We start from the raw sequence: 14,626 nt of genomic DNA on the forward strand, positions 1-14,626 counted from the left end.
GGGTTGACTTTTTATTTTGTATTAATTACCACAGAAATTCACAGAGGTTTTGCACAGAGATCCGCTAAGGTTATTTAAATCAGATGTTAGACGCACTACTGTGCGCCTCTACAGAAAAACCTTTGAACCTTTGTTTCTTTGCCCCTTTAAACCTTTTTAAAGCACAAGTTCTTCAAATAATCTCTGAATTGTTTTCTCCAAATCTTCACATAGTCCCGAATGTGGTCTTGACGTTTGAATGGCTGAGCTTCGGATTGCGGTTAGCCATCGAAAACGCTCGGGAATATCCATTTGTCCAATTGGGCCTCCATCTTTATCTCCGGCTGCTATTTTTTTAAGGGCGGTTATATTACAATGCAATTGCTCTATATCAAAATCATTGGACAGTGCTTCAATTTTGGCATCATTAATATGGGATAATACTTTTATAAATTTGGCTTTTTTGCAAAACAAAATGATTCCGATATTCAGGAATTCTTCGCGCTCCACTCTGGGTACCACGCGAATTACGGCATACTCATATAAGTGACTATCTTGCATTTTGAGCTTGATTTACAAAGATTTCGGAATTATTTAATCGGGTTTGCAAAAACTGTAAGTATACATTTCGCAACGCTTCCGGGGTTTCATCGGTATCCTCCCAAATCAGCCATTCTTCTGGAATTGTATTGACAATTTCTTCTAATTTTTCGTTTGTTAAAAGCGTTTTGAACTCGGCATCAACTTCTTTCAAAAGTGAAGCCTGTGGCAGTAAAACGTGATCTTTGATCAAAGCAAACGGACTTGTGGCATGCTGTTCCCAATTGTTCCAGGAATGATGAAAATACAAACAGGCACCGTGGTCGATCAGCCATAATTCTTTATGCCAAATCAACATATTGGTATTTCTAAACGTTCTGTCTACATTAGTGATATATGCGTCCAGCCAAACAATTTGTGAAGCTAATTTATCATCTACAGTCGTTACAACAGGATCAAAAGTGATCGAACCTGACAAAAAATGAAGTGCTAAATTCAATCCCTGACTTCCTTGTAGTAAATCCTGAATTTCTTCGTCGCCTTCGGATCTTCCAAATGCTTCATCGAGATTGGCAAAAACCAATTCCGGAAGCTGCATTTTTAAGGCTTTTGCAATTTGTCCGCCAAGTAACTCGGCAATCAAAGCTTTTACACCGTGACCGGCTCCTTTGAATTTTAGGACGTATTTAAAATCGTCATCGGCTTCTGCCAAAGCGGGTAAAGAACCGCCTTCGCGCAAAGGCGTGATGTAACGAGTGACATTTACCGTTCTGAGATCGAAATTGTTTTTCATATATACAAACTTACTAATTTAGATTGTTAGATCTTTAGACTTCTTAGATTTTTAGATTTTAGAAAAAAGAAGCTAGAATAAAGAAAAAAGACTTCTCGTGATCATGAAAATTATCTAATTATCTAATTGGCACATTTTCTAATTATCTAATTCCAAAAAAGCTCGCCCAAGATTTTCAATAATATCAGAGGCTATAAAAGATTGATAAGCCGTTTCTGGTAAAGCAATATCAGCAGTTAGGCCATGAAGGAAGACGCCAAGTTTTGCGGCATGTTTGGGTTCGTAGCCTTGCGCCAGAAAACTTGTGATGATTCCGGTTAGGGTATCGCCACTTCCTGCGGTGGCGAGGGCGGCGTTTCCGGTTGTGTTTTCGTAGATTTCTTGTTTGTTGATGATGTACGTTGGTGCGCCTTTCATTACGATAATCACTTTATGCTTTTCTGAGAAAGCGATTGTTTTTTGAAATTTTTCTGATTCCGAATTCCACTTGCCAATCAAACGTTCTAATTCTTTTGGATGAGGTGTCAGGATGGTATTTTCTGGAACTAGTTCCAGCCAGGATTGGTTTTCTGCCAAAATATTTAGAGCATCTGCATCTAAAACTAAAGGAACTTTATTGCTTCTTAAAAACTCAAATAATGCTTTTTGAGTTGCCAGCTCCTGCCCGATTCCCGGGCCAATTCCGATTGCTTGTGGAATTAATGGAAGATGAATATTGGTGATAAAATTCGAATTTTCATCAGTGACAACCATAACTTCAGGAATGGAGATTTGCAGAATTGGATAACCGCATTTTGGTGTAAAAGTCGTTACGAGTCCGCAACCTGATTTTAGGCAGGATTTTGAGGCTAAAACTGCTGCTCCTATTTTGCCATAACTTCCGGCAATAATCACAGCGTGGCCTTGAAGTCCTTTATGGGTATGAGGATTTACAGGTTTATAGCATTTTAGAATTTCTTCTTTTGTGATTAAAAATGGCGTTTTCATGTGACAGTCTTAGTTAGGGTAATTATTTTTAAACACATAGAATCATAGCTTTACTTTTCGCAGAAAGGCATTTCACTTTTTTTAAAACACATTAGCTGCCTGTGAAAATAAAGAATCGTATACTATCAAATTGTTTCCCTTTATTATTTAAAGTTACATAAAATTTTGAAGAACAAAGTCCTTTCTTATTACCTGAGTCCCCTAGCCCAGATTATAGTGAAAAGCCCAGAGTAAAAAAAGCAAAAGTTTCTTGTTTTAAAAAAGCGACTCCCGAAGCTTCGGGAGAAGCTCTTTTTAGAACATTAGAAACTTTGCTTTTTTTATGTCCCGATAGCTATCGGGATGTTAATGGAAAGCTGGAATAGCTCCTAAATATTGCGAAATTTATAATTTAGACTATTAATTTCCGATATTTTTTGAATAAATTTGCGACTCACTTTTATAAAACTACACAATGAAAAATACTGCGCTTACGCACATACATGAGAGTTTGGGAGCGAAAATGCTGCCTTTTGCCGGTTATAATATGCCTATTACTTATGAAGGTATAAATGCTGAACACGAAACAGTTCGTAACAGCGTGGGCGTTTTTGACGTTTCGCATATGGGAGAATTTTTACTGACAGGACCAAATGCTTTGGCTTTAATTCAGAAAGTGACTTCGAATGATGCTTCGACTTTGACTATTGGAAGAGCGCAATATTCGTGTTTGCCAAACAATGACGGCGGAATCGTTGATGATTTGATTGTGTATAAAATGAAAGAAGAGCAATATTTGCTTGTTGTAAATGCCTCGAATATTGAAAAAGACTGGAACTGGATTTCATCGCACAATGATTTGGGTGTTGAAATGAAAAACCTTTCTGATGATTATTCTTTACTGGCGATTCAGGGACCAAAAGCGGTTGAAGCCATGCAATCTCTATCTTCAATAGATTTATCAGCAATTGCTTATTATCATTTTGAAGTAGCTGATTTTGCAGGAATTGAACATGTAATTATTTCAGCTACAGGATATACTGGTTCTGGGGGATTTGAAATATATTGTAAAAACAGTGAAGTTGAGCAAATTTGGAACAAAGTTTTTGAAGCTGGTGCAGCATTTGGAATTAAGCCAATTGGACTTGCAGCTCGTGATACTTTACGTTTAGAAATGGGGTTCTGTTTGTATGGAAATGATATTAATGATACGACTTCACCTCTTGAAGCTGGTTTAGGATGGATTACAAAATTCAATAAAGATTTCACGAATTCTGAAAATCTGAAAAAACAAAAAGAAGAAGGTGTTACTAAAAAATTAGTTGCTTTTGAAATGCAGGAACGTGCAGTACCAAGACATGACTATGAAATTGTTGATGCTTCTGGCGCTGTAATTGGTGTTGTAACGTCTGGAACCATGTCTCCTTCTATGAATAAAGGTATTGGTTTAGGATATGTTACGGTAAGCAATAGCGCTGTTGATAGTGCTATTTTTATAAGAATCAGAAAAAATGATGTTCCTGCGAAAGTGGTAAAATTGCCTTTTTACAAGAAATAGTTTTAAAGACCTAATAATTAAGAAAATGCATTACTGAAAAGTGATGCATTTTTTGTTACAATTCATTGTGCATTTCATCGAAAACAAATCGTTTAAATGTAAGAGATTTTAGAAAAAATATAACTTTTAATCAAAATAATAAGCGTAATTTTAAACTAAAACGAAGATCTTCGATTTATGAAAAAAATACTATTATTTTTTTTGATGACTACAAACGCACTATTTAGTCAAAATAGCGCAAACACATGCGAAATTCTAAGCAAAATAAATCGACTTATTCAAACTGAACATATTAGACCAAAACCAGTTGATGACAGCTTATCTATTTTTGTATTTGATAATCTGATTAATGAACTTGATCCTTCAAGAAATATTTTTTTTAAGACGGAATACGATGAATTATCCAAAAAATATCGTGTGAGTTTAGATGATATGATTATGGAAGGTGATTGTAATTTTACAGATGATATTTCTAATAAATACAAAGACGGACTACGCAGAACTAAAGCCGTTTTAGAAAAAATTCAGGCCGAAACTATTGATTATACAAAAAAAGATACAATCCGGTTTTATAAAAAATCATTTCCTTTTTATCTTAAAAAAGAAGATTTGGAAAAAGTCTGGCTTAAGAAATTACGCTATCAGATTTTAGATGATATGGCTGAAAGGAGTGATAATTTGGATTCTATTAAAGCTAATTTCAAATCGATTGAACTGGCTTCCAGAACCACTATTTTAAGCAATGAAATTTGTCGGTTCAATACTCTTTTAGAGACGAATACAAATCTGGAGGAGAAAGTATACAACTTATTTTGCACCTATTTTGACCCGCATACGGCCTATTTTAGCAATGATTCTAAATCGAGCTTCGTAGCTTCATTATCAAAGGAACATTTATCACTTGGAATGACGGTTAATTTGAACGAGAAAAACGAAATTATAATTGATGAAATAGATCCGAACGGGCCGGCTTTTAAAACAGGACAAATAAAAAAAGGCGATCAGATTGTTTCGATCTCCAACCATAAAGATACATTACAAGTCTCTTGCTCCTCTTTAGAATCTATTTCGACCATGATTTTATCGGAATCAAATAAGAGTATTACCCTTACGCTAAAAAGGAATTCGGGCAAAAGTTTCGATGTTTATATTGAAAAACAAGTCATGAAAGATGAAGAAAACTCTGTTTTTAGTTTTATTGTTGGCAAGGAGAGCAAAATTGGCTATATCAAAATTCCGAGTTTTTATGCGGATCTGGATGGCAACAGCCGAAAAGGTTGTGCCGATGATGTTGCACGAGAAGTGATAAAACTAGATCGCGACAATATAAAAGGTCTTGTAATTGATTTAATTGATAATGGCGGCGGATCTATGGAAGAAGCCATTAAATTGGCCGGAATGTTTGTTGATTATGGGCCACTTTCGATTGTGGTCGACAATAAACAAGGTACATCTGTCATTAATGATCCTTACAGAGGAATGATTTATAAGGGACCAATCGTAGTGCTGGTGAATAGTAATACAGCTTCGGCAAGCGAGTTTTTTTCTTCAATATTACAAGATTATAATCGCGCTTTAATATTGGGCAGTACTACGCTTGGTAAAGCCACAATGCAAACTATTCTTTCGCTTGACGAAGAAAAAAATACTGATTTCCTGAAAATCACCATTAATAAATTTTATCGGGTAACGGGAAAAAGTCATCAATACGTGGGAGTTATTCCAGATGTTATAGTACCTGAATTTTATGAGGGTGTTTACCAAAAAGAAAGTGATTTTCCGACTGCTATTAAAAACGACAGTATCCAGCCTTTTTTAAAATACAAACCTTTTGTAAAACGTCCTTTAATTGATAAACTTGCTGAAAATAGTACGGCTCGTTTGGCTGATAACTATTTTTTTAACGACGTAAAAAAAATAAATCTAAAAATTGATCAATTGGTAAACACTCCAAAATCAGAAATTCCGATGACAATCGATGCCGTTTTTAATCAGAAAAAAATAGTGAATTCGCTTTGGAAGGAGATTAACACCTTTAATGATGAAAACAATCCACTGGACGTTTATAATTCTACTGTAAATCAATTTTTACTAGGCGTTTACCCCACTGAAAAAACAATAAATCAGTACCAGATCAATAATCTTAAAACAAATCCATACCTGAATGAAGCCGTGAATATTATTACGGAGTTTAATGCTTCTAAATAGATTTTAGATTTTAGATTTTAGATTTTAGATTTTAGATTTTAGATTTTAGATTTTAGATTTTAGATTTTAGATTTTAGATTTTAGATTTTAGATTTTATACTTTTTCAAAGTTTTCAACTTTAAAAAAGTATATTGTGAGCTCCACAATTAATTATCAAGTCAGACCTTTGCGGACTTTGCGTAAAAACCTTGCGAACCTTGCGGTTAAATTCAGCCTGATGTCTTTAAAATTCACAGTTAAATTTTCATAAGAACATAATTTAAAAAAGAATACGATTGATTTTGGAAAAATAAGGAATAACCGTATTTTTGCATCACAAAACTAAAAATTAGAAATGGGAAGAGCGTTCGAATTTAGAAAAGGAAGAAAAATGAAACGTTGGTCAGCAATGGCCAAAACATTTACCAGAATTGGTAAAGACATCGTTATGGCTGTTAAAGAAGGCGGACCTAACCCAGATGCCAATTCTAGATTAAGAGCTGTAATACAAAATGCAAAAGCCGCCAACATGCCAAAGGACAATGTGGAGCGCGCGATAAAAAATGCAAGTAATAAAGATACTGCCAACTATAAGGAAATTTTGTTTGAAGGATATGCTCCTCACGGAATTGCGATTTTGATTGAAACAGCATCTGACAATAATAACAGAACAGTAGCAAATATCCGTAGTTATTTCAACAAATGCAACGGAACAATGGGAACTCAGGGTTCTGTTGAATTTATGTTTGACCATACCTGTAACTTCAGAATTGCAAAAGGTAATCTTGATCCGGAAGAATTAGAATTAGAACTTATTGATTTTGGTGCTGAAGAAGTTTTCGAAGACGAAGACGGAATCTTAATCTACGCTCCTTTTGGAAGCTTTGGAGCTTTACAAAAAGAACTAGAAAACAGAGGTTTAGAAATTTTATCTTCTGGTTTTGAGCGTATTCCACAAATCACCAAAGAATTAACAGAAGCTCAAATCGCTGACGTTGAAAAATTAATCGAGAAAATTGAAGAAGATGATGACGTTATGAACGTTTATCATACGATGAAAGAAGAGTAATATTTTTTTTAATATCTAAAGCCCTGGAATTTCAGGGCTTTTTTTGTTTTTATCAAATTTCTTTAATGCCTTTTCTATCGATATAATTAATTCCTAATCCGCCTAACATATAAACTTTAGTGCCCTGCTCTGTATCAACACTTATATCTTGCAAAAAAACATTTTCTCTCACTAATTTCACATCGAAAGGGATTGTTTTGGATAAATAATAATCATTGCTTTTAATAGCAATAATTAGAGATTTGGTGCTTTTCAAAACAAATATTGGAACAGAAAATTTACCTGTTTTTGCATTTACTTTAAATAGAGTTGCAGAATCATTAATAGTTAACATTAAGTTGGGATATGTTTTATTATTTAAAGGTCTATTTGTTTTTGAATCTAATATTTTCCCTTTTACCGTAATCGAAATTTTTTCTTCAGGCTCTGCATTAAAGGCAATCTTACCAACAATATGATTGGCAAGTTTTGGCACACTAATTTCAGTTTCAACTGGCGTTTTTTCCTGTCCTATCACAGTGGAGGTTAATAAAACCGACGCAGCAATTGCAGCATATTTAAAGTTATTGATTTTAGAAGATTCATTGTATTCGAATTCTTCTTCCAACTGTGTTGTTTTTAGACGTGCACAGATATTTTTTCCTTTGCTTTCTAGTATGATTCTTGCTATTTCTGAATTCGTTTTATTACTAAAATCTATTACATTTTTAGCACAAGAATCACAAAACGAGCCTTTAGCATTAGGAATCATTTCATCAAAATTTTCAGTACAAGGATTAGCTATTTCTAAGGTGAATTTCTTTTTCATACTATATCTTTTTAAGTTAAAATCATTCAAAATGATTACTACTTATATAGAGTATGTTTTGCTTAGAAAGGTTGGGAACAACTTAGATTTATTTCTAAACTTTTTTAATCCATCGGTTTTCAACAGAAATTCTTATCCAAATTTGAAACTATTTCTTATTTGTTACTTTAATCAAATAAGTTCCTTCTGGCAAATCGCCAATATTAGAAGCGTTACTTCCCATTATTTGTCTCCCTTGCGAGAAAACCTCAACAGTTTTAATAACATGTGTATTATTTGTTGGTACAGTTGCAGAAGTAGAAGTTTTTGCCGTAACTGCACCCTTTGTAATTGGTGTCGCAGATACTTTTTTTACTGCCCCAGAAGCCTGAGCAGTTTCAGTTACAGCTACACCGGTTGGTTTCGAACTGTTGTAAGATTCCATAACCTGCTCGCCCGTCATGGCAACGTTATATATCTTTAGATCGTCAATGTCAGCATTGATGCCAATTGCATTATTTAATTGTCCCAGTCGCAGGATATAGCCTTTAGTGGCGCGTGGAATTCCGTCAGCTGATTTTAATAATTCACCATTACGGTATATTTTTGAACCAGTACCGTCATAAGTAATACTATACTGATACCAAACTTCTTTTTGAAGAGGAGCTGAAACTACAACATTATTAGCATCTCCCCAACCCAGTAAACTTACGTCGGAATTTCCTGCAGCTGCAGCTTGCTGTAATAAGCCAAAATACTGCGTATTAACCGTACTGCCATAGCCTAAAATATAATTTATCGAACCAGTAGTATTAAATTTTATCCAGACAGATATTGATCTTGGTTTATTATCTTGTGGAAGATCTCCTATTACTCCTTGCAAAACTTTGTTCGTAAGTCTTTGAGCTCCTTTAACAATTCCCATTCTGTCATGTACAAAGTTCGGTGTACCTAATAGGGAAATCGTATTAGCGGTATTACTCAAAGTCCCATTGAAATTGAATTCCTGAACCGGATTTTGGGCATTTGTATTTAAAAAACTTACAAACATTAAAGCGAGTAATAATCTCTTCATATTTTATGGATTTTTGAGGCGTTTAAAAAAAGAATAAATAACATTCGATTATATCAAATTTTAAATAATCAAAATTGATGACTTAAAACCTTCCATTAGATTTATTTATACTTTTATAAATTTTGTTAAAACTATAAATTTAATTCAATTTGACAAACAATTACAATACTTTATTACAGCATTCCTATTCAAATAATAATATTAACACTTTTATAATATCCGTGTCTATACATTTGTAAAAGCATTTTTACAAAAAAAACAATTGTTTGATTAATTTAACTCCACAAGGTAAATCCTAAAAAAATACTTGTAACACACTTTGTTTGTAATGATTTTAAACTAATAGAAAGCTTCTTAAAACTCATATTTCCTATTATATTTGCAGCACCTCAAAAAAAATAAAAAAAACATGAAAACATCAAAATACACAAAAGTTGCAGTAATAATTATGGTTATTCTGTTTGTAGTAATTAGTGTAGTAAGCTGCAGTGTTCATACACATAGCAGTGGACCGGGCAAAGTTCCACCGGGACAAGCAAAAAAAATGTCAGGAAGTAAAAGTGCTAAAGCCTACGCACCTGGACAACAGAAAAAACACTAGTAAAAACAAAAAAAGCCTTTTAAATCTAACGTTAAAAGGCTTTCTTCACTAATTCAAAATTAATTCTACTAATACAAAAAACTAACTATTTTTATCTACCGAATTCTTGTTTCTATTTTGAAGTAATTTTATTTGAAGGCTTATTTGTTATTTTCAATAAATAAGTCCCTTCCGGCAGATCACCAATACTCGTTGCATTGCCTCCCACTACCTTTTGTCCTTGAGAATATACCTCAACATTTTTAGTCACTCCATTTATATCACTTGCTGCAATAATTGTATTAGCTGGTGTTTTTAAAGCAACTTTTATCTTTTCTGTACTTTTTTCAGGTTTTGAGGCTACTGATTCTGCAGTAAGAATTGCCGTCTTAGAACTGTTGTAATCTTCTAAAATTTGCTCCTCAGTCATAGCAATATTATAGATCTTTAAATCGTCGATATCAGCATTAATCCCTACTGTTGTATTAATTTCACCCAATCTAAAAATAGTCCCTTTTGTAGAACGATTAATTCCACTCACTGATTTTAATAATTGTCCATCCCGGTAAATTTTAGAAACTGTACCATCAAAAGTAATACTATATTGATACCATGTATTTTTCAATAAAGAGGTAGAAACAATAACATCATTAGAAGCACCCCAGCCTGCTAAACTTAAATCAGAATCAGAAGAGGCAGTACCTTGCTGTAATAAACCACAATATTGAGCATTAAAAGCTGTTCCGTAGCCCCAAATGTAGTTTGCTTTTGCAATATCATTCAGTTTTACCCAGATTGTAACAGTTCTGGCTTTATTATCCTGAGGAAGGTCTGGTAGAACCGCTTCCATACCTTTATTAACTAATCGCTGCGCACTATTTGCAACTCCGTTTCTATCTGCAACAAAATTATTTGCTCCCAAGAATGAAGTTGTATTCATTGTATTAATTAAAGTTCCGTTAAAAGTAAATTCCTGAATGGGATTTTGAGCATTAATATTCAAAAAACTTACAAACAGCATTGCGAGTAATACCTTTTTCATAATAGTAGATTTAGGATTAAAAAAACATGCGTCCTTTTAATACTGCTAATCTATATTATAATGAATTTGAGCAGAAATTTTTCCGACAACGAACCTAAAAAACCGTTGAAATAACCAAAACTACTAATTCAAACTCTTAATAATATTTATTTTACTCTCAGACATACTATTAAAATAATAGATTTACTGCAATAAAAATAAAAATTTCTTACGTATAAATACGGTATTTTCAAAATACCCCCTTTGTAAATATCAGACATTTCCCTAATTCTTATATCAAAAAAAACTCCGGATAATTGAATATCCGGAGTTTTATATTTATAAGAATAATTCTTTTTATTTTACAAATTCAATTTTTTGAACTTCTTCTTCATTAATACTATCAAAGAATCCTTGTTCATTCATCCAGTCATCGCTAAACACTTTACTCATATAACGAGATCCATGGTCAGGAAAAATAGCAACTATATTACTATCCTTCGTAAACTCACCTTCTTCAGCATATTGTTTAATAGCCTGCATTACTGCTCCTGAAGTATATCCCACAAATAAACCTTCTTTACGAGTGATTTCTCTAGCAGAATGTGCACTCTCTTCGTCGGTTACTTTCATGAATTTATCAATAATATCAAAATCCGTAGCAGATGGAATTAAGTTTTTCCCTAAACCTTCAATACGATAAGGATAAATCTCTTTGTTGTCAAATTCTCTTGTTTCATGGTATTTTTTTAATACGGATCCAAAAGCATCAACACCTAAAATTCTAATATTTGGATTTTGTTCTTTTAAGAATTTGGCAGTTCCTGAGATAGTTCCCCCTGTTCCGCTGCATGCTATAAGATGTGTAATTTGTCCTTTTGTCTGTTCCCAAATTTCAGGACCTGTAGAGTTATAATGTGCATCAATATTCAACTGATTAAAATATTGATTGATATAAACAGAACCTTTAGTTTCTTCGTGTAAACGTTTCGCTACATTGTAATAAGACCTCTCATCATCAGCAGAAACGTGAGCCGGGCAAACATAAACTTTTGCACCTAAACTTCTCAACATGTCAATTTTGTCTTTTGATGATTTAGAGCTTACTGCCAAAATACAGTTGTAGCCCTTAATAATGCTTACCATTGCCAAACTAAAACCAGTATTACCAGATGTAGTTTCGATGATGGTGTCTCCTGGAGAAAGAATTCCTTTTTTCTCGGCTTCTTCAATAATATATAACGCTATTCTATCTTTTGAGGAATGTCCCGGATTAAAAGCTTCTACCTTTGCGTAGAAATTTCCTTCTAACTCTTCGGTGATTTTATTTAGCTTAATAAGTGGGGTGTTACCTATTAATTCTAAAACATTATTATAAGCATTTATTTCTTCTTTCATAAAAAAATAGTTAATCAAAGGCATTTCAAAATAACCCCTGATAGGTTGCAAATTTAACAAAAAATTTCTAATTAGCTTTTAATTTTCTCTAAATCTAATAAAAAACTAAATTCTTTTGCTAAGTCTTTTAAAGCTTCAAATCTTCCTGAAGCACCACCATGTCCAGCATCCATATTGGTATCTAAAAACAAAAGGTTGTCATTTGTTTTCATATTTCTCAACTTGGCAACCCATTTTGCAGGTTCCCAATACTGTACTTGTGAATCATGTAATCCGGTGGAAACATACATGTTAGGATATTTTTGTGCTTTTACATTATCATATGGTGAATATGATAACATGTAATCATAATATTTCTTATTGTTTGGGTTTCCCCATTCATCATATTCTCCGGTTGTCAACGGAATACTATCGTCAAGCATTGTTGTTATTACATCTACAAAAGGTACCTGAGCGATCACTCCGTTATACAATTGAGGGGCTTCATTTATGATAACTCCCATCAAAAGTCCTCCTGCAGAACCTCCTTCTGCATATAAATGTTCAGAAGAAGTAAATTTTTCGTTAATTACAAATTTAGAGCAATCGATGAAATCTGTAAAGGTATTTTTCTTTTTTAACAGTTTTCCGTCTTCATACCATTGTCTTCCTAAGTCTTCTCCTCCTCTAATATGCGCGATGGCGTAAACAAATCCGCGGTCTAACAACGAAAGTCTTGTCGACGAAAAATAAGTATCCATTGTGATTCCGTACGAACCATATGCATAAAGCAACAACGGATTCTTTCCATTTTTCTCTAATCCTTTTCTATAAATCATCGAAATTGGCACCTTAACTCCATCTCTTGCGGTTGCCCAAACACGTTCTTCAACGTAATTTTCTTTATCAAATTTTCCTCCTAAAACCTGTTGTTCTTTTAAAATTTCCTTGGTTTTAGTTTTCATATTAAAATCAATAACAGATGAAGGCGTTGCAAGCGATTGGTAGCTGTAACGCAAAACATCAGTGTCAAAATCAATATTAGTTGTGGTATAAGCGTTGTAAGTTTCGCTCCCGAAAGGTAAATAATAATCAGGTTCGCCATTCCAGGGCATGATTCGAATATGATTCAATCCGTTGGAACGCTCCTCTACAACTAAATAATTTTTAAAGATTTCGATATCTTCCAGCAAAACATCTTCACGATGCGGAATAAGATCTGTCCAATATTTTTTTGCAGTTTTGTTTTCAGGCGTTTTCATCAACTTAAAATTGGTTGCCTTATCTTTATTCGTTAAAATATAAAACGAATCTTCAAAATGAGAGATACTGTATTCTAAACCACGTACACGCTTCTGGAATACTTCGAATTCTCCATCCGGGTTATCTGAATTCAAAATTCTGTATTCGGTTGTTAAAGTGCTTCCTGAACCAATTACAATATATTTTCTTGATTTTTCTTTACTGATAGAAACATTAAAAGTATCGTCGGTTTCATCAAAAACCAAAACATCAGTTGCAGAATCGCTATTTATTTTATGTCTGAAAACTTTATCAGATCGCAGAGTAACTTCATCTTGTCTGACATAAAAAATAGTTTTATTGTCATTTGCCCAAACAGATCCTCCGGTTGCATTTTCAATTTTATCGGACAGAATTTCGTTTGTTTCTAAATTTTTAATCTGAATGGTATAAATTCTTCTCCCAACAAGATCAAGTCCAAAACTTGCAAATTTGTTGTCCGGACTAATACTTAAACCTCCTAATTTAAAGTAAGCATGTCCTTCTGCCATTTCATTGCAGTTGAACATAATTTCCTCATCAGTAGAAAGGCTTCCTTTTTTTCTTGAAAAAATCGGATAATCCTGTCCAGTTTCAAATCGGGTAATATAATAGTAGCCATTATAAAAATAAGGCACAGATGAATCATCTTCTTTGATTCTGCCCTTCATTTCTTCGTACAAAGATGCCTGTAGCTCTTTTGTATGCGAAGTCATGTTTTCATAATAAGCATTCTCCTGATTTAGATAATCAATAACTTCGGGGTTTTCTCTGTCGTTGAGCCAAAAATAATTATCGATTCGGGTTTCTTTATGTTTTTTTAAGGATTTTGGAATTACTTTGGCCTGTGGAGCCGTTATATCGTTTTGCATTGATTAAGCATTAATTTTTATATAAGACGAGGCAAAAATACTATAAACACAACAGAACAGAATTAATATTTTCATAAAATATTATATTGATTTAATACAGCAATATACTAATTTTGTCTGAAATAATTTAAAAATCAACAAAATGGATTTAATGGGAATGATGGGTAAACTTAAAGAAACCCAACAAAAAATTGAAGATACAAAAAAGCGTTTAGATACTGTTTTAATCGATGAACAAAGCGCTGACGGATTATTGAAAGTGACATTAACTGCTAATAGAAAAGTTACATCAATCTCTATTGATGATTCTTTATTAGAAGACAAAGAACAACTGGAAGACTACTTAATTGTAACCTTAAATAAAGCTATTGAAAAAGCAACAAACGTAAACGAAAGAGAACTGGATGCCGTTGCCAAAATGGATATGCCTATGATTCCGGGAATGGATAATCTTTTTAAGTAAGGTTCAAAGGTTTAAAAAAAGGCTCAAAGGGACAAAGGTTTTTCTAATGCGAATAAAAATCTTTCTCCCTTTGAACC

At 33.3% G+C, this 14,626-nt stretch carries 13 protein-coding genes; 5 read left to right on the forward strand and 8 right to left on the reverse strand.

Annotation, left to right across the window (positions count from 1 at the left end):
- Window positions 1-156: 156 nt before the first annotated feature.
- From ASC72_RS01675 to ASC72_RS01685, 3 genes are all read right to left on the reverse strand, one after another.
- Window positions 157-540, reverse strand: a complete 384-nt coding sequence (locus ASC72_RS01675; RefSeq protein ID WP_056185734.1) for a DUF3037 domain-containing protein — start codon at window positions 538-540, stop codon at window positions 157-159.
- Window positions 530-1,312: a HipA family kinase gene (locus ASC72_RS01680; RefSeq protein WP_056185738.1), complete on the reverse strand. Its 783-nt coding sequence runs from the start codon at window positions 1,310-1,312 to the stop codon at window positions 530-532. The genes ASC72_RS01675 and ASC72_RS01680 overlap by 11 nt, the downstream gene beginning before the upstream one ends.
- Before the next feature lie 138 nt (window positions 1,313-1,450).
- A complete protein-coding gene (locus ASC72_RS01685) occupies window positions 1,451-2,299 on the reverse strand; it encodes an NAD(P)H-hydrate dehydratase (RefSeq protein ID WP_056185741.1) in 849 nt (282 codons plus the stop codon).
- A gap of 454 nt (window positions 2,300-2,753) precedes the next feature.
- On the opposite strand from ASC72_RS01685, the gene gcvT reads away from it, so the two are divergent.
- The 3 genes from gcvT to ASC72_RS01700 all read left to right on the forward strand — a co-directional run bounded on the left by gcvT (window position 2,754) and on the right by ASC72_RS01700 (window position 7,093).
- Window positions 2,754-3,836 (forward strand): glycine cleavage system aminomethyltransferase GcvT, encoded by a 1,083-nt coding sequence (gcvT, locus tag ASC72_RS01690; RefSeq protein ID WP_056185744.1) that lies wholly within the window; start codon window positions 2,754-2,756, stop codon window positions 3,834-3,836.
- 177 nt (window positions 3,837-4,013) lie between these two features.
- Window positions 4,014-6,044, forward strand: a complete 2,031-nt coding sequence (locus tag ASC72_RS01695; RefSeq protein WP_056185747.1) for a S41 family peptidase — start codon at window positions 4,014-4,016, stop codon at window positions 6,042-6,044.
- A 335-nt stretch (window positions 6,045-6,379) separates the two neighbouring features.
- Entirely contained in the window at window positions 6,380-7,093 is a 714-nt protein-coding gene (locus tag ASC72_RS01700; protein ID WP_007811539.1) for a YebC/PmpR family DNA-binding transcriptional regulator, read from the forward strand.
- 52 nt (window positions 7,094-7,145) lie between these two features.
- On the opposite strand, the gene ASC72_RS01705 is transcribed toward ASC72_RS01700, so the two are convergent.
- Together ASC72_RS01705 and ASC72_RS01710 are read right to left on the reverse strand one after the other, a co-directional pair.
- On the reverse strand, window positions 7,146-7,901 hold the full coding sequence (locus tag ASC72_RS01705; RefSeq protein ID WP_056185749.1) for a hypothetical protein: 756 nt from the start codon (window positions 7,899-7,901) through the stop codon (window positions 7,146-7,148).
- 148 nt (window positions 7,902-8,049) lie between these two features.
- Complete coding sequence (locus tag ASC72_RS01710) at window positions 8,050-8,955, reverse strand: LamG domain-containing protein (RefSeq protein WP_056185752.1); 906 nt, start codon at window positions 8,953-8,955, stop codon at window positions 8,050-8,052.
- Between the two features lie 409 nt (window positions 8,956-9,364).
- Between ASC72_RS01710 and ASC72_RS01715 the strand changes: the two genes are divergently transcribed.
- Complete coding sequence (locus ASC72_RS01715; protein ID WP_056185754.1) at window positions 9,365-9,556, forward strand: hypothetical protein; 192 nt, start codon at window positions 9,365-9,367, stop codon at window positions 9,554-9,556.
- Between the two features lie 112 nt (window positions 9,557-9,668).
- On the opposite strand, the gene ASC72_RS01720 is transcribed toward ASC72_RS01715, so the two are convergent.
- The 3 genes from ASC72_RS01720 to ASC72_RS01730 all read right to left on the reverse strand — a co-directional run bounded on the left by ASC72_RS01720 (window position 9,669) and on the right by ASC72_RS01730 (window position 14,086).
- Window positions 9,669-10,577 carry a LamG domain-containing protein gene (locus tag ASC72_RS01720; protein ID WP_056185757.1) on the reverse strand — a complete coding sequence of 303 codons (909 nt, stop codon included), beginning with the start codon at window positions 10,575-10,577 and terminating at the stop codon, window positions 9,669-9,671.
- Between the two features lie 336 nt (window positions 10,578-10,913).
- The gene (locus ASC72_RS01725) at window positions 10,914-11,954 is read right to left on the reverse strand and encodes a PLP-dependent cysteine synthase family protein (protein WP_056186848.1); all 1,041 of its coding nucleotides are present in this window, start codon (window positions 11,952-11,954) and stop codon (window positions 10,914-10,916) included.
- Between the two features lie 71 nt (window positions 11,955-12,025).
- Window positions 12,026-14,086, reverse strand: coding sequence for a S9 family peptidase (locus tag ASC72_RS01730; RefSeq protein WP_056185760.1), 2,061 nt, complete (start codon window positions 14,084-14,086; stop codon window positions 12,026-12,028).
- 142 nt (window positions 14,087-14,228) lie between these two features.
- Here ASC72_RS01730 and ASC72_RS01735 point away from each other — a divergent pair, with 142 nt between their 5' ends.
- Window positions 14,229-14,549, forward strand: a complete 321-nt coding sequence (locus ASC72_RS01735) for a YbaB/EbfC family nucleoid-associated protein (protein ID WP_026982166.1) — start codon at window positions 14,229-14,231, stop codon at window positions 14,547-14,549.
- The last annotated feature ends 77 nt before the right edge of the window (window positions 14,550-14,626 follow it).

It is taken from the genome of Flavobacterium sp. Root420 (assembly GCF_001427905.1).
GTDB lineage: Bacteria > Bacteroidota > Bacteroidia > Flavobacteriales > Flavobacteriaceae > Flavobacterium.

Bases quoted from the DNA above. Each gene is read 5' to 3' on its own strand.
- ASC72_RS01710 (WP_056185752.1), bottom strand. From the start codon at position 8,955: ATGAAGAGATTATTACTCGCTTTAATGTTTGTAAGTTTTTTAAATACA.
- ASC72_RS01725 (WP_056186848.1), bottom strand. From the start codon at position 11,954: ATGAAAGAAGAAATAAATGCTTATAATAATGTTTTAGAATTAATAGGT.
- ASC72_RS01700 (WP_007811539.1), top strand. From the start codon at position 6,380: ATGGGAAGAGCGTTCGAATTTAGAAAAGGAAGAAAAATGAAACGTTGG.
- ASC72_RS01730 (WP_056185760.1), bottom strand. From the start codon at position 14,086: ATGCAAAACGATATAACGGCTCCACAGGCCAAAGTAATTCCAAAATCC.
- ASC72_RS01715 (WP_056185754.1), top strand. From the start codon at position 9,365: ATGAAAACATCAAAATACACAAAAGTTGCAGTAATAATTATGGTTATT.
- ASC72_RS01695 (WP_056185747.1), top strand. From the start codon at position 4,014: ATGAAAAAAATACTATTATTTTTTTTGATGACTACAAACGCACTATTT.
- ASC72_RS01705 (WP_056185749.1), bottom strand. From the start codon at position 7,901: ATGAAAAAGAAATTCACCTTAGAAATAGCTAATCCTTGTACTGAAAAT.
- ASC72_RS01685 (WP_056185741.1), bottom strand. From the start codon at position 2,299: ATGAAAACGCCATTTTTAATCACAAAAGAAGAAATTCTAAAATGCTAT.
- ASC72_RS01735 (WP_026982166.1), top strand. From the start codon at position 14,229: ATGGATTTAATGGGAATGATGGGTAAACTTAAAGAAACCCAACAAAAA.
- ASC72_RS01675 (WP_056185734.1), bottom strand. From the start codon at position 540: ATGCAAGATAGTCACTTATATGAGTATGCCGTAATTCGCGTGGTACCC.
- ASC72_RS01720 (WP_056185757.1), bottom strand. From the start codon at position 10,577: ATGAAAAAGGTATTACTCGCAATGCTGTTTGTAAGTTTTTTGAATATT.
- gcvT (WP_056185744.1), top strand. From the start codon at position 2,754: ATGAAAAATACTGCGCTTACGCACATACATGAGAGTTTGGGAGCGAAA.
- ASC72_RS01680 (WP_056185738.1), bottom strand. From the start codon at position 1,312: ATGAAAAACAATTTCGATCTCAGAACGGTAAATGTCACTCGTTACATC.